Raw genomic sequence first — 20481 nt, 5'->3', positions numbered from 1 at the left:
CACTAAAGTAACGCGGAATCTGAAGATGGCTGAACCACGTTTCGTACACCTGCGGGTGCACAGCGACTATTCCATGATCGATGGTCTGGCGAAAACCGGACCGTTAGTAAAAAAGGCGGCCGCGCTCGGCATGCCTGCGCTGGCGATCACTGATTTTACCAACCTCTGCGGGCTGGTGAAGTTCTACGGAACGGGACACGGCGCCGGAATTAAACCCATAGTCGGGGCCGATTTCCACGTCCAGAGCGATCTGCTCGGCGATGAACTGAGCCAGCTTACGGTATTGGCTGCGAATAATACTGGCTATCAAAACCTGACGCTGCTGATCTCCAAAGCCTATCAGCGCGGCTACGGCGCAGCGGGCCCGATTATCGATCGCGACTGGTTGATCGAATTAAAAGAAGGCTTAATTCTGCTCTCCGGCGGGCGTATGGGCGACGTGGGCCGTAGTCTGCTGCGCGGCAATATGGCACTGGTGGATCAGTGCGTTGATTTTTATGCGCAGCATTTCCCTGATTGCTATTTCCTTGAGCTCATTCGCACCGGCCGCCAGGATGAAGAGTCTTATCTGCATGCGGCGGTGAAGCTGGCGGAAACTCGCGGCTTACCGGTGGTGGCAACCAACGACGTTCGCTTCCTTGAGCCGGGCGACTTCGATGCTCATGAAATCCGCGTGGCCATCCACGACGGCTTTACCCTCGACGATCCAAAGCGTCCGCGCAACTACTCGCCGCAGCAGTATATGCGCAGCGAAGAAGAGATGTGCGAGCTCTTTTCCGATATACCCGAAGCGCTGGAAAACAGCGTTGAGATCGCCAAACGCTGTAACGTGACCGTGCGCCTTGGTGAATACTTCCTGCCGCAGTTCCCGACCGGGGATATGACCACCGAAGATTATCTGGTTAAGAAATCCAAAGAGGGTCTGGAAGAGCGCCTGGAATTCCTGTTCCCCGATCCGGAAGAGCGGATTAAACGCCGTCCTGAATATGATGAGCGTCTGGATGTTGAGCTGCAGGTGATTAACCAGATGGGGTTCCCTGGTTACTTCCTGATCGTGATGGAGTTTATCCAGTGGTCGAAGGATAACGGCGTGCCGGTGGGGCCAGGACGTGGTTCCGGTGCCGGGTCGCTGGTGGCTTACGCGCTGAAAATTACTGACCTCGACCCGCTGGAATTTGACCTGCTGTTCGAACGTTTCCTTAATCCGGAACGTGTCTCCATGCCCGACTTCGACGTTGACTTCTGCATGGAGAAACGCGACCAGGTGATTGAGCACGTTGCGGACATGTACGGTCGCGATGCGGTTTCGCAGATTATTACCTTTGGTACCATGGCGGCGAAGGCGGTAATCCGCGACGTTGGCCGCGTGCTTGGTCACCCGTACGGCTTCGTTGACCGTATTTCCAAGCTGGTGCCGCCAGACCCGGGGATGACGCTGGCGAAAGCGTTTGAAGCCGAACCGCAGCTGCCGGAAATTTACGAGGCGGATGAAGAGGTTAAAGCGCTGATCGACATGGCGCGTAAGCTCGAAGGGGTCACCCGTAACGCCGGTAAACACGCAGGCGGGGTGGTGATCGCGCCGACGAAAATTACCGATTTTGCCCCGCTATACTGCGATGAAGCGGGCCAGCATCCGGTTACCCAGTTTGATAAAAACGATGTCGAATATGCCGGGCTGGTAAAGTTCGACTTCCTCGGTTTGCGTACGCTCACCATCATTAACTGGGCGCTGGAGATGATCAACGCCCGCCGCGAGAAGAACGGCGAGGGGCCGCTGGATATCGCCGCTATTCCGCTCGACGATAAAAAAAGCTTCGACATGCTGCAGCGCTCGGAAACCACCGCCGTCTTCCAGCTTGAATCGCGCGGCATGAAGGATCTGATTAAGCGTCTGCAGCCCGACTGCTTCGAAGATATGATCGCCCTGGTGGCCCTGTTCCGTCCGGGGCCGCTGCAGTCGGGGATGGTGGATAACTTTATCGACCGTAAACACGGCCGTGAAGAGATATCGTATCCGGACGTACAGTGGCAGCATGAATGTCTGAAACCGGTACTGGAGCCAACCTATGGCATTATCCTGTACCAAGAACAGGTCATGCAGATCGCCCAGGAGCTTTCCGGCTATACCCTCGGCGGCGCGGATATGCTGCGTCGTGCGATGGGTAAGAAAAAACCGGAAGAGATGGCCAAGCAGCGTTCTGTCTTCGAAGAAGGCGCGAAGAAAAATGGCGTTGACGGCGAGCTGGCGATGAAGATCTTTGACCTGGTGGAGAAATTCGCCGGTTATGGCTTTAACAAATCGCACTCTGCCGCTTATGCTTTAGTGTCCTATCAGACGCTGTGGCTGAAGGCGCACTATCCGGCTGAATTTATGGCGGCGGTGATGACCGCGGATATGGATAACACCGAAAAAGTCGTCGGCCTCGTGGATGAGTGCTGGCGGATGGGGCTGAAGATTCTGCCGCCGGATATTAACTCCGGCCTGTACCATTTCCACGTTAACGACGATGGCGAAATCGTTTATGGTATCGGCGCGATTAAAGGCGTCGGCGAAGGTCCGATTGAAGCGATCATTGAAGCCCGTAATCAGGGCGGCTATTTCCGCGAACTGTTCGATCTTTGCGCGCGTACGGATATTAAAAAACTCAACCGTCGGGTGCTGGAAAAACTGATCATGTCCGGGGCCTTTGACCGCCTCGGGCCGCATCGCGCGGCGTTAATGAATTCGCTGGGCGACGCGCTGAAGGCTGCCGATCAGCACGCGAAAGCCGAAGCTATCGGTCAGGCGGACATGTTCGGCGTGCTGGCGGAAGAGCCGGAGCAAATCGAGCAGTCCTACGCCAGCTGCCAGCCGTGGCCGGAACAGGTGGTGCTGGATGGCGAAAGGGAGACCCTGGGGTTGTACCTGACCGGGCACCCGATTAACCAGTATTTGAAAGAGATCGAACGCTACGTTGGCGGCGTACGACTCAAAGACATGCATCCGACCGATCGTGGTAAAGTGACCACGGCGGCGGGGCTCGTTATTGCCGCGCGGGTCATGGTCACCAAGCGCGGCAATCGTATCGGCATCTGTACGCTGGATGACCGTTCCGGGCGTCTGGAGGTGATGCTATTCACCGACGCTCTGGATAAATACCAGCAGCTGCTGGAAAAAGACCGCATACTTATCGTCAGCGGACAGGTCAGCTTTGATGACTTCAGCGGGGGGCTTAAAATGACCGCTCGTGAAGTCATGGACATTGACGAAGCCCGGGAAAAATATGCTCGCGGGCTTGCTATCTCGCTGACGGACAGGCAAATTGATGACCAGCTTTTAAACCGACTCCGTCAGTCTCTGGAACCCCACCGTTCGGGAACTATTCCAGTACACCTCTATTATCAGAGGGCGGATGCACGCGCGCGGTTGCGTTTTGGCGCAACATGGCGCGTCTCTCCGAGCGATCGTTTACTTAACGATCTGCGTGGCCTTATCGGCTCGGAGCAGGTGGAACTGGAGTTTGACTAATACAGGAATACTATGAGTCTGAATTTCCTTGATTTTGAACAGCCGATTGCAGAGCTGGAAGCGAAAATCGATTCTCTGACTGCGGTTAGCCGTCAGGATGAGAAACTGGATATTAATATCGATGAAGAAGTGCATCGCCTGCGTGAAAAGAGCGTAGAGCTGACGCGCAAGATCTTCGCCGATCTTGGTGCATGGCAGGTTGCCCAGCTGGCCCGCCATCCACGTCGCCCATACACCCTGGATTATGTCCGCCTGGCTTTCGACGAATTCGACGAACTGGCCGGCGATCGCGCCTACGCCGATGATAAAGCTATCGTTGGCGGGATTGCGCGTCTGGACGGGCGTCCGGTGATGATTATCGGCCACCAGAAAGGGCGTGAAACCAAAGAGAAAATTCGCCGCAACTTCGGTATGCCGGCGCCGGAAGGCTATCGTAAAGCGCTGCGTCTGATGGAAATGGCCGAGCGCTTTAAAATGCCGATCATTACCTTCATCGACACCCCTGGTGCTTATCCAGGCGTCGGGGCGGAAGAACGCGGCCAGTCTGAAGCGATTGCTCGCAACCTGCGTGAAATGTCCCGTCTGAGCGTGCCGGTTATCTGCACCGTTATCGGTGAAGGCGGCTCCGGCGGCGCGCTGGCGATTGGCGTCGGTGATAAAGTGAATATGCTGCAGTACAGCACCTATTCCGTTATCTCCCCGGAAGGCTGTGCGTCCATTCTATGGAAAAGCGCTGACAAAGCGCCGTTGGCCGCTGAAGCGATGGGAATTGTTGCTCCGCGTCTGAAAGAGCTGAAGCTCATTGACTCCATCATTCCTGAACCGCTGGGCGGCGCGCATCGTAATCCGGAAGCGATGGCAGCCTCACTGAAAGAACAGCTGTTGGCCGATCTGGCTGACCTCGACGTGCTTGGCGAGGAAGAACTGCTGAACCGCCGCTACCAACGCCTGATGAGCTACGGCTACGCCTGATTATTGATCTCATTTTTCAACGCTAAGGGTCGGATTTTCCGGCCCTTTTTTATGTGTTGTTTATTGAGATGACGTGAGAAGAACAAGAGCTAATGTGATTAGCCGATGATGCCGCACTCCCTTAAAACAGTAGCGACTGCCTGGTACTGCAACCCGGCAGGCCGTTAACAAGGATAAAGGAGAAGTTCTATGGCATTGCACAAAACCGTCGCGATAAGCGCCGTGGCCGCAGGGATCATGTTAAGCCTGGGGGCCGCACAGGCTGCACCGCTGCTGGGCGCAACGGAAGCGACAACCATGAAAGCGAGCGACCTGGCCGCTAAAGAAAAAGCCTTAACCGACTTTCCGCTGATGGAGTCGGTTAAATCATCAATTCAAACCCTGCCTAACAGCGAAGTGGAGAAAATCGCACCGGGCCTGGCGAGCAACCCGGCGAACGTTAAGCGTGTGGAAAGCATCCTTTCAGAACAGGATTGGGAATATCTGTTCCCGATGCGCGCCGCAGAATATACCTACTCTAATTTTCTGAAAGCTATTGGTAAATTCCCTGCCGTGTGCGGAACCTATACCGACGGACGCGACAGCGATGCCATCTGCCGTAAATCGCTGGCAACCATGTTTGCCCACTTTGCTCAGGAGACCGGCGGCCATGAAAGCTGGCGTGATATTCCCGAATGGCGTCAGGCGCTGGTTTATCTGCGTGAGGTTGGCTGGGTTGAAGGTCAGAAGGGCGGCTATAACGGCGAATGCGATCCCTCTATCTGGCAGGGGCAGACCTGGCCATGCGGTAAAGATAAAGACGGCGACTACCTGAGCTACTTCGGCCGCGGAGCGAAACAGCTGTCCTATAACTACAACTATGGTCCGTTCTCCGATGCAATGTACGATGGCGACGTTCGTCCTCTGCTGGATAAACCGGAGCTGGTGGCGGATACCTGGATGAACCTGGCGAGCGCCGTCTTTTTCTTCGTTTATCCGCAGCCGCCGAAGCCCTCTATGCTGCACGTCATCGACGGAACCTGGGTTCCAAACGATCATGATAAAGCAAATGGCCTGGTCGAAGGCTTTGGGGTAACCATTCAGATTATCAACGGCGGCGTTGAGTGCGGCGGGGCGGAAGAGAACGCGCAGTCTCTTAACCGTATTGCTTACTACAAAGAGTTCGCAAACTACCTCAAAGTGCCGATTGCCGACGACGAAGTTCTCGGCTGTAAGAATATGAAGCAGTTCGATGAAGGCGGCGCGGGCGCATTGCCGATTTACTGGGAAGAGGATTGGGGATGGAGTCCGGACACCGCTGACGGCAAGACTAACGCCTGCCAGTTGGTGGGCTATCAGACGCCGTATACCGCTTTTAAAGAGGGCGACTATGCGAAGTGTGTGCAGAGCCACTTCAACGTCAATATCGTTGATGACAGCGGCCAGTCCGAGGATATTACGCCGGTCAAGCCTGACGATACCACACCTGCGCAGGAGACGAACGTGGCGCCGGTGGCTCGCATCGCCGGTCCGATTGGCGCAATTGAAGCTGGTGCCAGGGTTTCTCTGAGCGCGGAAGGTTCTACCGATGCGAACGGCGACAAGCTAAGCTACACCTGGATGTCTCAGGACGGCCAGACCCTTAGCGGACAGGATAAAGCCGTAATTACCTTCACCGCACCGGAAAAAGATCGCGATGCCCAGTATGTGGTTAGCCTGACGGTAAGCGACGGTTCGTTGTCCAGTACGGCAACTTACACTCTGAACGTCAAGGCCAAAGCCGCTGCTGCGGACGAAACGACGGATGGCAAAGATAGCGATACCATTAGCTATCCTTCCTGGAGCAGTACCCAGACATGGAAAGAGGGCGATATCGTCAATAACCACGGCGCGCTGTATCAGTGTAAACCGCTTCCGGAAGGAGCATGGTGCAACGTGGCGCCGACTTACTATGAGCCTGGCGCCGGCATTGCCTGGGGCGATGCGTGGAAGGCGTTGTAATAGAGATAAATCCGCCAGCGCTAAGCGCTGGCGGGGTGCTATTATGCTTTCCTTAGGTCAATTCCTGGAGGAAAGCGTGAATATTATTGCGATCATGGGTCCCCACGGCGTCTATTATAAAGACGAACCGATGAAAGAACTGGAAGCTGCCCTGCAACGGCAAGGTTTCCAGACCATCTGGCCGCAAAATAGCGCCGACCTTTTGCAGTTTATTGAGCATAATCCGCGGATCTGCGGAGTCATTTTCGATTGGGATGAGTACAGCGTGGATCTGTGCAGCGATATCAATCGCTTAAATGAGTATCTGCCGCTGTACGCCTTTATCAACGCCCATTCGACGATGGACGTCAGCAGTCAGGACCTGCGTATGACGCTATGGTTCTTTGAATATGCGCTGGGGCTTTCGGAAGAGATCGCTACCCGCATCGGTCAATACACCCGCGAATACCTCGACAACATCACCCCGCCGTTTACCCGGGCGCTGTTTAACTACGTACAGGAGGGAAAATATACCTTCTGTACGCCTGGACATATGGGCGGATCGGCCTATCAAAAAAGCCCGGTGGGTTGTCTGTTTTATGATTTCTTTGGCGGTAATACCTTAAAGGCAGACGTCTCTATTTCCGTGACGGAGCTGGGGTCGCTGCTCGATCATAGCGGCCCGCATCTGGAGGCCGAGGAGTATATTGCCCGCGCCTTCGGCGCCGAGCAGAGCTATATGGTTACCAACGGAACCTCGACGTCGAATAAAATTGTTGGTATGTATTCTGCCCCGGCGGGCAGCACCCTGCTTATCGATCGCAACTGCCATAAATCGTTGGCCCATTTACTGATGATGAGCGATGTGGTGCCGCTATGGCTGAAACCGACGCGCAACGCGCTAGGGATCCTCGGCGGCATACCCAAGCGTGAATTTACCCGCGATAGTATTCAACAAAAAGTCAACGCCACCGGCGGCGCCGGGTGGCCGGTTCATGCGGTGATCACTAACTCCACCTATGACGGGCTGCTGTATAACACGACCTGGATCAAAGAGACCCTCGACGTGCCGTCAATCCACTTTGACTCCGCCTGGGTACCCTACACTCATTTCCATCCGATCTATCAGGGGAAAAGCGGGATGAGCGGCGATCGCATCCCGGGCAAAGTGATCTTTGAAACGCAGTCGACGCACAAAATGCTGGCGGCGCTATCGCAGGCTTCGCTGATTCATATTAAAGGCAGCTACGATGAAGATACCTTCAATGAAGCCTTCATGATGCATACCTCGACCTCACCGAGCTACCCGATCGTTGCCTCTATTGAAACGGCGGCAGCCATGCTGCGGGGTAATTCCGGCAGGCGACTGATCCAGCGTTCGATTGAGCGGGCGCTGGATTTTCGTAAAGAGGTGCAGCGATTACGCGAGGAGTCTGACGGTTGGTTCTTTGATATCTGGCAGCCGGAAGAGATTGGTGAAGCGCAGTGCTGGCCGGTTTCGCCCGGTGAACAGTGGCACGGTTTTCAGGATGCCGATAGCGACCATATGTACCTCGATCCGGTGAAAGTGACGATTCTGACGCCCGGCATGGATGAGCAGGGTAATATGGATAATGAAGGTATACCGGCGGCGCTGGTGGCGAAATTCCTTGATGAGCGCGGCGTGGTCGTCGAGAAAACGGGCCCGTACAACCTGCTGTTCCTTTTTAGTATTGGTATAGATAAAACCCGAGCGATGGGACTGTTGCGCGGATTGACTGAGTTCAAACGCTCTTACGATCTCAATTTGCGAGTGAAAAATATGCTGCCGGATCTGTACGCTGAAGATCCGGATTTTTACCGCAATATGCGCATTCAGGATCTGGCGCAGGGTATTCATCGTCTGATTCGCCAGCACCAGCTCTCGCAGCTGATGCTTAGCGCCTTTGACGTCCTGCCGGAGATGAAAATGACGCCGCATCAGGCCTGGCAGCGGCAGATCAAAGGTGAAGTGGAAACTATCGAACTGGAAAATCTGGTCGGGCGTATTTCAGCGAATATGATCCTACCGTACCCGCCCGGCGTGCCGCTGTTGATGCCCGGTGAGATGATCGCCGAAGAGAGCCGCGCGGTGCTCAATTTCCTGCTCATGCTGTGCTCTATTGGTCGCCACTATCCGGGCTTCGAAACCGATATCCACGGCGCGAAACGCGATGAAGATGGGGTGTACTGGGTTCGAGTCTTAAAAAATGACTAAGCGCTTGCGCAATAATGAACTGAGCGAGTAACGTTGTTGGCTTCAACAGGAGGAGTGGTACCATGCTGGGTTTAAAACGGGTTCACCATATCGCTATCATTGCGACGGATTATGCGAAGAGTAAAGCGTTTTACTGCGACATCCTGGGGTTCACCCTGCAGGGGGAGTTTTATCGCGCAGAGCGTGATTCCTGGAAAGGCGATCTGGCGCTGAATGGTGAATATGTCATTGAACTGTTTTCATTCCCGTTTCCTCCCTCGCGTCCGAGTCGCCCCGAAGCCTGCGGGTTACGCCATCTGGCGTTTAGCGTCGATGATGTCGATGCCGCTGTGGCTCATCTTGAGGCGCACGGTGTGCCTTGTGAAGGGGTTCGTATCGACCCTTTTACCGGTAAGCGTTTCACCTTTTTTAACGATCCGGACGGGCTGCCGCTGGAGATTTATCAGCAGTAATTCTTGTCAGCGCGTGTTCTGGCGGGTAACGTGCCGAACACGCTTTCCTCAGTTAGTACTCTCATGATGATGATCCCGGACATTGCGCACACGCTTCAGCCGCACCGCCATTTTTTAGTGGCCTTTAGCGGCGGGCTGGATTCGAGCGTGCTTTTATATCGCCTGGTGCTCTGGCGCGAGCAGGATCCCACCGTTCGCCTGAGGGCGATACATATTCACCACGGGCTCAGCGCCAATGCCGACGACTGGGTGGCGCACTGCCAGCAAATGTGCCAGCAGTGGCAGGTGCCGCTTCTGGTAGAGCGGGTCGCGCTCGCCGATGAGGGGTTGGGAATTGAGGCTCATGCGCGCCAGGCGCGCTACCAGGCATTTCGTTCGGCGCTGGCGCCCGGCGAAGCGCTGGTGACCGCGCAGCATCTTGACGACCAGTGCGAAACCTTCCTGTTAGCCCTTAAGCGGGGAAGCGGCCCTACCGGGCTCTCGGCGATGGCCGGCGAGTCCGATTTTGCCGGGACGAAACTGCTGCGCCCGCTGCTTCACGAAAGCCGTGACTCCCTCCATCAGTGGGCGATGGCCCGTCAGCTCAGCTGGATTGAAGACGAAAGCAACCAGGATGACGCTTACGATCGCAACTTTCTCCGCCTGCGGATTCTCCCGCTGCTTCATGCTCGCTGGCCGCACTTTGCCGAGGCCGTGGCGCGCAGCGCCAGCCTGTGCGGCGAACAGGAACAGCTGCTGGATGAAATGCTGGCCGCCGAGCTGGCAACGCTGGTTGCTGAGGACAGTTCGTTAACTATCGCTCCGTTGACGACTATGAGCGCGCCTCGGCGGGCCGCGCTGCTGCGCCGCTGGCTGGCTGGGCTCAATGCGCCAATGCCTTCGCGCGAGGTGCCGGAGCGTATCTGGCGTGAAGTGGCGATGGCGCGCGAGGATGCGTTTCCCTGTTTGCGCCTTGGCCCGTTTACCGTTCGCCGCTACCAGCAGCGTCTGTACTGGGTGAGATATATTCCAGGCCAGAGTGAGACAATGCTGGAGTGGCGCGATACTGCCAGCCCGCTGCCGTTACCTGACGGTCTCGGCGAGCTGAGCTTACTGTCCGGCGGGCCGTTACGCGGGCCGCGCGAGGGAGAAGCCGTTACTGTTCGCTTTCGTGCCAGCGGTAATCTGCATATCGTGGGTCGCAACGGTGGTCGCAAGCTGAAAAAAATCTGGCAGGAGCTGGGCGTTGCGCCCTGGCGGCGCGATACGACTCCGCTACTGTTCTATGGCGAAACGCTTATTGCCGCCGCCGATGGTCTGTTTATTACCGTCGATGGGAAAGTTCAGGAAAGTGAAGGCTTACAGATGAGATGGAGGAAAACGGGCGGCTAGGCCACCCGTTTTGATTCAGGACTCGCTAACGACTACCGTACCGATTTGCGGATGGCTGAAGCTGGCGATTTTATCCAGGCGCAGTTCGCGGACGTTCCCGGCGAGCTCTACGACCAGATACTCGATATTTTTGCGCGAGATAAGATCGTTGGCCTTCGCTTGCAGCTGTTCGCCATCTTTGAGCTCCAGCGCCAGGACCAGATGGTGCTGACAGGCAAGTTCGAGGTTGTCATAATCATCGCAATTGATGGGTTGATAAGTATCATTCATTGACATAATCGCTCACCAGTAAGTTTGCCGCCGCATATGCGGCCTTTTCCCTGACTGACTCAGCAAGGGCCTGATCCGCCGCAACCTCATTCAATACTTTCAACACGCAACCTAGCGCATCCGGGATATACCCAAGGTCCCCGCTGGCTATTTCCGCATACCGCTTGCGTATTAACTCACAATATTTTTCCACATGCCCTCCTGTCAGCGTTCTGACTTAACCGTGGGATGTAAGTTTAAGCCTACGAAGATAAACTCTGTTTAGCAAGGTGACTATACCATAGTCATTTAAGCAATATCAGCAGGATGAGAGGCGATCCGTCGATTGCTGACAGCCTTTTGCCGTCAGTTTCGCTACAATGTACGCCATTTTTATCAGGAGTAGAGTCATGGCGCTGAAAGCGACGATTTATAAAGCGACGGTGAACGTAGCCGACCTGGACCGCAACCAGTTTCTGGATGCCAGTTTGACGCTTGCCCAGCATCCGTCGGAAACCCAGGAGCGCATGATGCTGCGCCTGCTGGCGTGGATTAAATACGCCGACGAGCGTCTGCAGTTTACCCGCGGTTTATCTTCCGACGATGAAGCGGAACTCTGGCTGCTTAACGATCATCTGGGCGTGGATCTTTGGATTGAACTGGGGCTACCGGACGAGCGGCGAATTAAAAAAGCCTGCTCGCGGGCCCAGCAGGTGGCGCTGTTCGCCTATAATAGTCGGGCGGCAGAAATCTGGTGGCAGCAAAACCAGAACAAAATGGCTCAGTTTTCGAAGCTGTCGGTGTGGTATTTGGATGATACTCAGCTGGCGCAGCTCAGCGCTTTTGCCGATCGGACCATGTCGCTGCAGGCGACCATCCAGGACGGCGCTATCTGGTTATCTGACGCTAAGAATAATCTGGAAATTCATTTAACGGCCTGGCAAACACCCGCATGATTACGATTAGCCGCAGCGTCGCGATTGCGGAGGACGAGATTTCACTTTCCGGCATACGCGCGCAGGGCGCGGGCGGTCAGCACGTGAATAAGTCCTCAACGGCTATTCATTTGCGCTTTGATATTAAAGCCTCGAGCCTGCCTGACTATTATAAGGAACGTCTGCTTACCGCCAGCCACCACTTAATTTCTGCCGAGGGTGTGGTTATCATTAAGGCTCAGGAATATCGCAGCCAGGAAATGAATCGTGAAGCGGCAATTGCGCGTCTGGTTGCCCTAATACAAGAATTAACCGCCGTGCAGAAGAGCCGCCGGGAGACGCGACCAACCAGGGCCTCAAAAGAGCGCCGACTGGCTTCAAAGGCGCAAAAATCCTCAGTTAAAGCGCTGCGTGGAAAGGTTCGCCAGTAAGAATATGGCGAACCGGTGGAATGGATGATAAGGAATTTACAGTGAAGAAAATCGTATTTTCAGTCGTGGCGGCCTGTTCGCTCTTTGCCCTGTTCGGCTGTAACCATCGTACGGAAATGGAAACGTTACAGCCGGCGCCGATGGAAGAGCTAAAACCGATGCAGCAGAGCTGGCGCGGCGTGCTGCCGTGCGCCGACTGCGAAGGGATTGAAACCTCGCTCTTTCTTGAGAAAGACGGCACCTGGGTGATGAATGAACGATATCAGGGCGTTAGCCGCGAACCTTCCTCTTTTGCTTCATATGGTACCTGGGCGCGCACGGCTGATAAGCTGGTGCTGACCGACAGCAAAGGCGAGAAGTCTTATTATCGGGCGAAGGGCGATAAGCTGGAAATGCTCGATCGCGACGGTAACCCCATCGAGTCGACGCTGAACTATACGCTTGAATCAGTCAAAGCCAGTCTGCCCATCACGCCAATGGCGATGCGCGGAATGTACTTCTATATGGCGGATGCGGCGACCTTTACCGATTGCGCGACCGGCAAGCGAGTGGCTGTCGCCAATAATGCTCAGCTCGAGCGTGATTATGCCGCTGCGCGCGGTACGGATACTCGACCGGTGCTGCTGGTGGTTGAGGGGCACTTTACGCTGGAAGCGAATCCGGATTCGGGAGCGCCGGTTAAAGTTCTGGCGGTGGATTCACCCGGCAAGTTTTATCAAAAAGAAGACTGCAATTCTCGTTAATTAATTGAGTCCTACGAGGCGGCTTGTCTTGATATAAATTCCCAATTTAAGATGCCCGATATACTGCAATTGTGTTTCGGGCTTAAAGTTTGCCACATCCCCCTCACGCATATGAAGCAAGTCTGATGGGCTAATCCAGCCCGGTTGAGCCAGGGTCAGCGGGTGTCCGGCCTTCGCGAAGGCATCGCTGACAAACTCCGAACAAAACCACATTTTTTTGTCCCCGGATGCTGCATCGCTCAGTTGGGCTTTGGCCAGACCGTTCACGCACTGCTGGCGGAAATCTTTTGAGAAGGGATTCAGGGTGCATAGCTGTTTGGTGACCATAAAGGGCACAAATTCAATAATGCCGCGATAGTTATAGGCGCTGTTTCTGTTTTTATAGGCGAAATTTTTAATGCCAGCGGCCTGTTGCGGCGTGAGGTCAGGCGCTCTTAGGGCAAACAGCTTATCGCTGTGCTGCATCGCTTGCTGGAGAGGCACAACCTGCACCCCAGCGCCGGTTGCCTCTGCAACCTGGTTATCACCGATATAGATAGCGACATGGCTAACGGAGGATGTGCTAAGAGCACGAATCCCCAGGGACGTCACGTCAATGCTGGAAGAGAAAAGGAGATCGCCGGGGAGCAGGTCTTGTGCGTTAATTTCAGTCAGCGTGTTATTAGCCACCGAGCTCTGGCGCTGAAGTTTAATCGCCCATTGCTGCGATGGTTGCTTAATAGTGGAAGCGGAAGGCTCTGACCGGCTGACGTCTACCGTGCAGGCAGAAAGTAAGAACGATACGGGAAAAAGCAGGACATGATTAGCCCGTCGTTTAGCCATGATTACAATCCTTGTAAAAAAGAGGCTCTGAAACCAGAGCCTCTTTTGGCGTTAACCTTTAATTTGTTGTACCAGGTAATTCACGATATCGCCGGTTTTAATCAGCTGTTTCTCGCCGCTGCGGCGATATTTATATTCAATATCGTCGTTGTCGAGGTTACGGTCGCCCAGCACGATGGTATGCGGAATTCCGATAAGCTCCATATCGGCGAACATCACGCCCGGACGCTCTTTACGGTCATCCATCAGCACTTCAATGCCCAGCGCGGTTAGCTCAGCATACAGCTTCTCAGCCAGCTCCTGCACGCGATAGGATTTGTGCATGTTCATCGGCAGAATCGCAACCTGGAACGGGGCGATAGCTTCCGGCCACAAGATCCCGCGCTCGTCAAAGTTCTGCTCAATGGCTGCCGCCACCACGCGAGTCACCCCGATACCGTAGCAGCCCATAGTCAGGATCTGATTACGGCCATCCTCGCCCTGTACGGAGGCTTTCATCGCTTCAGAGTACTTGGTACCCAGCTGGAAGATGTGGCCCACTTCGATACCGCGTTTAATCAACAGCGTGCCTTTACCGTCCGGGCTCGGGTCACCGGCCACTACGTTACGGATATCTGCCACTTCAGGAGTGGCGACGTCGCGATCCCAGTTGATGCCGAAGTAGTGTTTACCGTCAATGTTCGCGCCCGCGGCGAAATCGCTCATGGCGGCAACGGTACGGTCAATAATCACCGGAACAGGCATATTAACCGGGCCAAGAGAACCGGGACCCGCTTTCACCAGCGCGCGAATCTCTTCTTCGGTTGCGAAGGTCAGCGGGCTGGCGACCTGCGGCAGTTTTTCCGCTTTGACTTCGTTCAGTTCATGATCGCCGCGAACCAGCAGGGCTATCAGCGAATACTCACTGTCTTCTACTGCTTTTACAAGCAGGGTTTTCACGGTTTTTTCAATCGGCAAATTGAACTGCTCGACCAGCTCGGCGATGGTTTTAGCGTCAGGCGTATCGACCAGGGACATTTCCTGCGTGGCGGCCGCGCGCGGCTCTTTCGGCGCAACGGCTTCGGCGAACTCAATATTGGCCGCGTAGTCAGAAGAGTCAGAGAAAATGACGTCATCTTCACCGCTCTGCGCCAGTACCTGGAATTCGTGAGATGCGCTGCCGCCGATAGAACCGGTGTCAGCCTGTACCGCGCGGAAATCCAGCCCCATACGGCTGAAGATTTTGCTGTACGCGGCGTACATCGCGTCGTAGGTCTCCTGCAGCGATTCCTGAGAGGTATGGAAAGAGTAAGCATCTTTCATCAGGAATTCACGGGAACGCATTACGCCGAAACGCGGGCGAACTTCGTCACGGAATTTGGTCTGGATCTGATAGAAGTTCAGCGGCAGCTGTTTGTAAGAGCTCAGCTCATTACGAATCAGGTCGGTGATGACTTCTTCATGAGTCGGGCCGAGTACGAACGGACGTTCGCCACGGTCAGCAATACGCAGCAGTTCCGGGCCGTACTGTTCCCAACGACCACTCTCTTGCCACAGCTCAGAGGGCTGAACTACCGGCATTAACACCTCGATTGCACCAGCGTTGTTCATCTCTTCACGCACGATGTTTTCGACTTTTTTCAGGACGCGCACGCCGGTCGGCAGCCAGGTATATAACCCAGAGGCCAGCTTGCGGATCATCCCGGCGCGCAGCATCAGCTGATGGCTGATAACCTCGGCGTCGGCAGGTGTCTCCTTCAGAGTGGAGAGCAGGTATTGGCTAGTACGCATGTTGTTACGGTTCCATTTGGACGATCGATACAGGCTGGAAGCCAGCCTGACACAAAAAAGTGGTTTAGTTTACCAGTGTGGCAAAGATGCCAAAAGAGAGGAGAATAAAATTAGCGTGCTTCGAGAGAAAAGACTTCAAAACCGGACGAAATCACCCGCCAGCGCACGTTAAAATCCAGCAGCCAGACGGCGTAGGTTTTACCCGGCTCCTCTTCTTTGCGGTATGCCGGTCGCGGATCCTGCGCCAGAACTTCGCTAATAAACGACTTAAGACGAGGATAGCGTCGCTCCAGCGTTAAAATTTGCGCTTCTGTATCCGGCGTGAAACTCACCGCTACTTCCGCCCCTGGAGCCTCCTGAGCATAGCTTGCGCTGGCATCCGGCAGTGCTTCGGCAAAGGGCAGGTAAGGTTTGATATCCACGACCGGCGTTCCATCTACCAGGTCCAGGCTGCCTAACTCAAGCACGACGTGTTCTTTCTGGCAGCGAATACCTTTTAGCTCGACCAGAGACATACCGATTGGATTAGGACGAAAGGTCGAACGGGTAGCGAATACGCCCATTCGCGCGTTACCGCCGAGGCGGGGAGGGCGGACGGTAGGACGCCAGCCACCTTCCATGGTCTGATGAAACACAAACAGGACCCACAGATGGCTGAAATTTTCCAGGCCGCGTACGGCATCGGCCTGATTATAGGGAGGCAAAAGGTGTAATTCGCCGCCGCCGTTTTTAACCAGCCCGGGCTGGCGGGGAACGGCAAATTTTTCTTTATAGGGCGAGCGAATAACGCCTATCTGCGCAAACTGAAAAGCACTCATTGCGCCGTAACGTTAAGCGCTGATCCCAGGCAAACGGCCTGGCGGTAGCAGCCAGGGGTTCCGCTGGTCACTTCGCAGCGGTGCAGCAGCACAGCGTTGGCTTTCATTTTTGCCGCATTAATCTGCATACGTTTGCGAGCCGTCGGGATATTGGGCGGAGAGTCTTGATTAGAGGCCTGACATGATTCACCGGTGACTTCACCCAGTTCGCGGAAAGGTTTACCCACCAACTCTGTTGCATCGGTATAGATTCTTACCGGGGCCGGGCGCGTCGCTTTCGGTTTGGCCGGTTCCGATTTGGCTGGCTGAGTGACCGTACTTTGCACAGGTTCGACTGGCGATCTGCTTAGCATGGAACAACCGCTTAACATGAGTGCTAACAAACAGACCGGTAAAGCACGCATAGTATTTCCTCAATAAATAATAAAACAGGGCGCTATTGAATCAGGTGCTTGCATAAATGACAAGACGGGCATAAGCCCGTCCTGAATGATATTACGCTGAGAATAGATTACCAGCCTTTCACCGCGCCGCCGTTAAAGATTTTGTTGGCTGCTTCGTAAACTTCGTCACTCTGGTAAGCCTGAACAAATTTCTTAACATTTTCCGCATCTTTGTTGTCTTCGCGAGCGACAATCAGGTTCACGTACGGAGACTCTTTACCTTCGACAAAAATACCGTCTTTTGCCGGGGTCAGGCCAATCTGGCTGGCGTAGGTGGTATTAATAACCGCCAGTGCGATCTGCGCATCATCCAGAGAGCGCGGCAGCTGCGGGGCTTCCAGCTCAACAATTTTCAGGTTTTTCGGGTTTTCAATAATATCCAGTGAGGTTGGCAGCAGACCAACGCCTTCTTTCAGTTTGATCAGACCAACCTGCTGCAGCAGCAGCAGAGATCGGCCAAGGTTGGTTGGATCGTTAGGAATGGCGACCTGCGAGCCCGGCTGCAGCTCATCCAGCGATTTGATTTTTTTCGAGTAACCGGCAATGGGATAGACAAACGAGTTGCCGACGGAAACCAGCTTGTAGCCGCGGTCTTTAATCTGCTGGTCCAGATACGGTTTATGCTGGAAGGCATTAACGTCAATATCGCCTTTGCTCAGCGCTTCGTTAGGCAGCACGTAATCGTTGAAGGTAACCAGTTCAACATCGAGGCCGTATTTATCTTTTGCTACTTTCTGCGCAACCTCAGCAACCTGCTGTTCCGCGCCGACGATCACGCCGACTTTGATGTGGTTTGGATCCTTTTCGTCCTGACCGCAACCCACCAGCGCCAAAGAACCGATTAACGCGCCGACTGCCGCAAAGGTTTTGAAATTAAAGGCCATGTTATTTCCTTCCTGTAAGATTCTGTATTGTGTGTGATGTTATTTGTGAGTCACAGCCCGGACGATACGATCGCCAGAGAATTGAATTAAATAAACCAGAATAACCAGCAACACCAGCACGGTATTCATTACCGTTGCATTGTAGCCGATATAACCGTACTGATAGCCAATCTGTCCCAGGCCGCCGGCACCGACGGCACCGCCCATGGCGGAATAGCCAACCAGCGTGATAAGGGTAATCGTTGCCGCATTCACCAGACCCGGAAGCGCTTCCGGCAGAAGAACCTTACGCACGATCTGCATCGGCGTTGCGCCCATCGCGCGGGATGCTTCGATAAGGCCGGTTGGGATCTCCAGCAGGGCGTTTTCCACCATGCGGGCGATAAACGGCGCGGCGCCAACCGTCAGCGGGACAATGGCAGCCTGCAGGCCAATCGACGTGCCAACAATCACGCGAGTGAATGGGATCATCCACACCAGCAGGATAATAAAAGGAATCGAACGGAAAATGTTCACCACCGCCGAAAGCGTGCGGTAGAGCTTCGCATTAGCGACAATTTGCCCGGGACGGGTGACGTACAGCAGCACGCCGACCGGCAGGCCAAGAACAAAACCGAAGAAGCCGGAGACAAACGTCATGGCCAGCGTTTCCCATACGCCGCGAACCAGCAGCCAGATCATTGGTTCAGACATATCCCAGTACCTCTACTTTTACATGATGTTCCTGCAACCAGGCGATCGCGGCCTGGGTATCTTCCTGCGAGCCGTGCATCTCGGTCAGCATGATGCCGAACTTGACGCCGCCCGCGTAATCCATCTGCGCGCTAATAATGTTGTTATTCACATTAAAACGACGGGCAGTCTCCGAAAGCAGCGGGGCATCTACGGAATGACCGGTAAACTCCATGCGCAGCATAGGCACGCTATCGGCAAGAGCCTCAGGTTTAAGGCGGGCCTGATAATCATCCGGGATATCAAGGTGCAGCGTTGACTGGATAAACTGCTGCGCCAGAGGCGTTTTGGGATGAGAGAACACCTCGCTCACCGTATCCTGCTCAATAAGCTGGCCGTTGCTGATAACGGCAACGCAATCACAGATGCGTTTAACGACATCCATTTCGTGGGTAATCAGCAAAATCGTCAGGCCCAGGCGACGGTTGATATCCTTCAGCAGTTCCAGAATCGAACGCGTAGTGGCCGGGTCCAGCGCGCTGGTGGCTTCGTCGCAGAGCAGGACTTTTGGATTGCTCGCCAGCGCACGGGCGATGGCCACGCGCTGCTTTTGCCCGCCGGAGAGATTCGCCGGATAGCTATCGTGTTTATCTCCCAGACCGACGAGATCCAGCAGCTCGGTCACCCGACGCTTGATTTCATCTTTAGAGGTATTGTCGAGCTCCAGAGGCAACGCCACGTTACCGAACACGGTACGTGAGGCAAGCAGGTTAAAGTGCTGGAAAATCATGCCAATCTGGCGGCGAGCGCGAGTCAGCTCTTTTTCTGAAAGCGCCGTCAGCTCCTGGCCGTCGACCTGGACGCTGCCCAGCGTTGGACGTTCAAGCAGGTTAACGCAGCGGATTAACGTACTTTTACCCGCGCCGGAAGCGCCGATGACGCCATAAATTTGTCCGGCAGGAACATGCAGGCTGACATCGTTCAGCGCCTGTATGCTGCGGTTCCCCTGCTGGAACACTTTGGTGATATTCGAAAGTTTAATCATCAGTTATTTATTATCATTTAGCCGTTTGCCGTGGCATTTTCTTCTGCCGTGTCCAGGCGATGCCTGTCAATGAAATGGATGTTAAGGCATCCAGACGTCTAAATCAATCTGACTCTGTATAATGAGCACTTTCTTGCGTCCGGAAACATGCGATACTAGGCGAATTAGCCTTTATCAGGAGCAAACCGGTGGCAATGTCAGTACCCGCAATTTTTCTTGACCGTGATGGCACGATTAATGTCGATCACGGATACGTCCATGAAATCGACAATTTTGAATTTATCGATGGCGTCATTGACGCGATGCGTCAATTAAAGGAGATGGGCTATGCGCTGGTGCTGGTGACCAACCAGTCCGGTATCGCCCGCGGCAAGTTTACTGAAGAGCAGTTTGAAACGCTGACGGAGTGGATGGACTGGTCGCTGGCCGATCGCGGCGTTGACCTGGATGGCATCTATTATTGTCCTCACCATCCTCAGGGAACCGTTGAAGAGTTTCGCCAGACCTGCGACTGCCGTAAACCGCATCCGGGGATGCTCATCTCGGCGCGCGACTACCTGCACATTGATATGGCGGCCTCATATATGGTGGGCGATAAAATTGAAGATATGCAGGCGGCCTTAGCGGCGGAAGTTGGCACGAAAGTATTGGTACGCACCGGTAAACCCGTCACTCCAGAAGCGGAAAGTGCTGCCGATTGGGTGCTAAACAGCCTGGCAGACCTGCCGGATGCGATTAAAAAGCGGCAGAAATAGGCGTTATGTATAAAAGATGAGCGGTTGAAATAAAAATGCATTTTACCGCTTGTCACCGCAAAATAACTCCCTATAATGCGCTCCCACTGACACGGCAGATGTGAATCACTTCACACAAACAGCCGGTTGGTTGAAGAGAAAAAATCCTGAAAACAGGGTTGACTCTGAAAGAGGAAAGCGTAATATACGCCACCTCGCAACGATGAGCGAAAGCCACGTTGCACTGCTCTTTAACAATTTATCAGACAATCTGTGTGGGCACTCAAAGTGACATGGATTCTTAACGTCCTCGGACGAAAAATGAATACCAAGTCTCAAAGAGTGAACACGTAATTCATTACGAAGTTTAATTCTACGAGCATCAAACTTAAATTGAAGAGTTTGATCATGGCTCAGATTGAACGCTGGCGGCAGGC

Annotated in this window: 19 protein-coding genes; 10 read left to right on the top strand and 9 right to left on the bottom strand. The window is 54.4% G+C overall.

The genetic code is table 11. The annotated features are described in order from the left end of the window. The first annotated feature begins 25 nt into the window (after positions 1-25). The 6 genes from dnaE to tilS all read left to right on the top strand — a co-directional run bounded on the left by dnaE (position 26) and on the right by tilS (position 10498). Complete coding sequence (gene dnaE, locus K2184_RS17265) at positions 26-3508, top strand: DNA polymerase III subunit alpha (RefSeq protein WP_004107913.1); 3483 nt, start codon at positions 26-28, stop codon at positions 3506-3508. Between the two features lie 12 nt (positions 3509-3520). Further along, positions 3521-4480 (top strand): acetyl-CoA carboxylase carboxyl transferase subunit alpha, encoded by a 960-nt coding sequence (gene accA / locus K2184_RS17260; RefSeq protein ID WP_004107912.1) that lies wholly within the window; start codon positions 3521-3523, stop codon positions 4478-4480. Between the two features lie 189 nt (positions 4481-4669). Beyond that, positions 4670-6460 (top strand): chitinase, encoded by a 1791-nt coding sequence (locus K2184_RS17255; RefSeq protein WP_004107911.1) that lies wholly within the window; start codon positions 4670-4672, stop codon positions 6458-6460. A 76-nt stretch (positions 6461-6536) separates the two neighbouring features. Beyond that, entirely contained in the window at positions 6537-8675 is a 2139-nt protein-coding gene (locus tag K2184_RS17250) for a lysine decarboxylase LdcC (protein ID WP_026055832.1), read from the top strand. A 62-nt stretch (positions 8676-8737) separates the two neighbouring features. Then, entirely contained in the window at positions 8738-9127 is a 390-nt protein-coding gene (locus K2184_RS17245) for a VOC family protein (protein WP_004107908.1), read from the top strand. A gap of 63 nt (positions 9128-9190) precedes the next feature. Beyond that, positions 9191-10498: a tRNA lysidine(34) synthetase TilS gene (gene tilS, locus K2184_RS17240; RefSeq protein ID WP_004107905.1), complete on the top strand. Its 1308-nt coding sequence runs from the start codon at positions 9191-9193 to the stop codon at positions 10496-10498. Between the two features lie 15 nt (positions 10499-10513). Here tilS and rof read toward each other — a convergent pair whose 3' ends face one another. Both rof and K2184_RS17230 read right to left on the bottom strand, forming a co-directional pair. Next, positions 10514-10774 (bottom strand): Rho-binding antiterminator, encoded by a 261-nt coding sequence (gene rof, locus K2184_RS17235; protein ID WP_004107903.1) that lies wholly within the window; start codon positions 10772-10774, stop codon positions 10514-10516. Further along, on the bottom strand, positions 10761-10961 hold the full coding sequence (locus K2184_RS17230) for a YaeP family protein (protein ID WP_004107902.1): 201 nt from the start codon (positions 10959-10961) through the stop codon (positions 10761-10763). Before K2184_RS17230 ends, rof begins: the two co-directional genes overlap by 14 nt. Before the next feature lie 196 nt (positions 10962-11157). Between K2184_RS17230 and K2184_RS17225 the strand changes: the two genes are divergently transcribed. From K2184_RS17225 to nlpE, 3 genes are read left to right on the top strand one after another with little or no spacing between them, the layout of a single operon-like run. Next, positions 11158-11703 carry a YaeQ family protein gene (locus K2184_RS17225; protein WP_004107900.1) on the top strand — a complete coding sequence of 182 codons (546 nt, stop codon included), beginning with the start codon at positions 11158-11160 and terminating at the stop codon, positions 11701-11703. Further along, entirely contained in the window at positions 11700-12113 is a 414-nt protein-coding gene (gene arfB / locus K2184_RS17220; RefSeq protein ID WP_004107898.1) for an alternative ribosome rescue aminoacyl-tRNA hydrolase ArfB, read from the top strand. The genes K2184_RS17225 and arfB overlap by 4 nt, the downstream gene beginning before the upstream one ends. Before the next feature lie 41 nt (positions 12114-12154). Continuing rightward, on the top strand, positions 12155-12856 hold the full coding sequence (gene nlpE / locus K2184_RS17215; protein WP_004107896.1) for an envelope stress response activation lipoprotein NlpE: 702 nt from the start codon (positions 12155-12157) through the stop codon (positions 12854-12856). On the opposite strand, the gene K2184_RS17210 is transcribed toward nlpE, so the two are convergent. From K2184_RS17210 to metN, 7 genes are all read right to left on the bottom strand, one after another. Continuing rightward, a complete protein-coding gene (locus K2184_RS17210) occupies positions 12857-13678 on the bottom strand; it encodes a YaeF family permuted papain-like enzyme (RefSeq protein WP_032705188.1) in 822 nt (273 codons plus the stop codon). Between the two features lie 51 nt (positions 13679-13729). Continuing rightward, on the bottom strand, positions 13730-15448 hold the full coding sequence (proS, locus tag K2184_RS17205) for a proline--tRNA ligase (RefSeq protein ID WP_123830170.1): 1719 nt from the start codon (positions 15446-15448) through the stop codon (positions 13730-13732). Between the two features lie 110 nt (positions 15449-15558). Next, on the bottom strand, positions 15559-16266 hold the full coding sequence (tsaA, locus tag K2184_RS17200; protein ID WP_004107890.1) for a tRNA (N6-threonylcarbamoyladenosine(37)-N6)-methyltransferase TrmO: 708 nt from the start codon (positions 16264-16266) through the stop codon (positions 15559-15561). Further along, complete coding sequence (gene rcsF, locus K2184_RS17195; RefSeq protein WP_004110735.1) at positions 16263-16670, bottom strand: Rcs stress response system protein RcsF; 408 nt, start codon at positions 16668-16670, stop codon at positions 16263-16265. Before rcsF ends, tsaA begins: the two co-directional genes overlap by 4 nt. Positions 16671-16777: 107 nt before the next feature. Beyond that, a complete protein-coding gene (gene metQ / locus K2184_RS17190; protein WP_004107886.1) occupies positions 16778-17593 on the bottom strand; it encodes a methionine ABC transporter substrate-binding lipoprotein MetQ in 816 nt (271 codons plus the stop codon). Positions 17594-17632: 39 nt separating this feature from the next. Further along, entirely contained in the window at positions 17633-18286 is a 654-nt protein-coding gene (locus K2184_RS17185; protein ID WP_004098792.1) for a methionine ABC transporter permease MetI, read from the bottom strand. Continuing rightward, positions 18279-19310 carry a methionine ABC transporter ATP-binding protein MetN gene (gene metN, locus K2184_RS17180; protein ID WP_064370753.1) on the bottom strand — a complete coding sequence of 344 codons (1032 nt, stop codon included), beginning with the start codon at positions 19308-19310 and terminating at the stop codon, positions 18279-18281. Before metN ends, K2184_RS17185 begins: the two co-directional genes overlap by 8 nt. Before the next feature lie 188 nt (positions 19311-19498). Between metN and gmhB the strand changes: the two genes are divergently transcribed. Further along, a complete protein-coding gene (gene gmhB / locus K2184_RS17175) occupies positions 19499-20065 on the top strand; it encodes a D-glycero-beta-D-manno-heptose 1,7-bisphosphate 7-phosphatase (RefSeq protein ID WP_004107881.1) in 567 nt (188 codons plus the stop codon). Positions 20066-20481 lie beyond the last annotated feature (416 nt).

This window comes from Klebsiella sp. K5-306 (genome assembly GCF_051835185.1).
GTDB lineage: Bacteria > Pseudomonadota > Gammaproteobacteria > Enterobacterales > Enterobacteriaceae > Klebsiella > Klebsiella oxytoca.
The sequence above is the reverse complement of the archived record's forward strand: the minus strand, read 5'-3'. Positions and strand labels throughout refer to the sequence as shown.

What these genes read in the sequence shown, in the direction of transcription:
- metN (WP_064370753.1), bottom strand. Translation starts at nt 19,310, where the DNA reads ATGATTAAACTTTCGAATATCACCAAAGTGTTCCAGCAGGGGAACCGC.
- rcsF (WP_004110735.1), bottom strand. Translation starts at nt 16,670, where the DNA reads ATGCGTGCTTTACCGGTCTGTTTGTTAGCACTCATGTTAAGCGGTTGT.
- K2184_RS17210 (WP_032705188.1), bottom strand. Translation starts at nt 13,678, where the DNA reads ATGGCTAAACGACGGGCTAATCATGTCCTGCTTTTTCCCGTATCGTTC.
- dnaE (WP_004107913.1), top strand. Translation starts at nt 26, where the DNA reads ATGGCTGAACCACGTTTCGTACACCTGCGGGTGCACAGCGACTATTCC.
- tilS (WP_004107905.1), top strand. Translation starts at nt 9,191, where the DNA reads ATGATGATGATCCCGGACATTGCGCACACGCTTCAGCCGCACCGCCAT.
- K2184_RS17245 (WP_004107908.1), top strand. Translation starts at nt 8,738, where the DNA reads ATGCTGGGTTTAAAACGGGTTCACCATATCGCTATCATTGCGACGGAT.
- tsaA (WP_004107890.1), bottom strand. Translation starts at nt 16,266, where the DNA reads ATGAGTGCTTTTCAGTTTGCGCAGATAGGCGTTATTCGCTCGCCCTAT.
- accA (WP_004107912.1), top strand. Translation starts at nt 3,521, where the DNA reads ATGAGTCTGAATTTCCTTGATTTTGAACAGCCGATTGCAGAGCTGGAA.
- K2184_RS17185 (WP_004098792.1), bottom strand. Translation starts at nt 18,286, where the DNA reads ATGTCTGAACCAATGATCTGGCTGCTGGTTCGCGGCGTATGGGAAACG.
- proS (WP_123830170.1), bottom strand. Translation starts at nt 15,448, where the DNA reads ATGCGTACTAGCCAATACCTGCTCTCCACTCTGAAGGAGACACCTGCC.
- arfB (WP_004107898.1), top strand. Translation starts at nt 11,700, where the DNA reads ATGATTACGATTAGCCGCAGCGTCGCGATTGCGGAGGACGAGATTTCA.
- K2184_RS17255 (WP_004107911.1), top strand. Translation starts at nt 4,670, where the DNA reads ATGGCATTGCACAAAACCGTCGCGATAAGCGCCGTGGCCGCAGGGATC.
- K2184_RS17225 (WP_004107900.1), top strand. Translation starts at nt 11,158, where the DNA reads ATGGCGCTGAAAGCGACGATTTATAAAGCGACGGTGAACGTAGCCGAC.
- metQ (WP_004107886.1), bottom strand. Translation starts at nt 17,593, where the DNA reads ATGGCCTTTAATTTCAAAACCTTTGCGGCAGTCGGCGCGTTAATCGGT.
- rof (WP_004107903.1), bottom strand. Translation starts at nt 10,774, where the DNA reads ATGTCAATGAATGATACTTATCAACCCATCAATTGCGATGATTATGAC.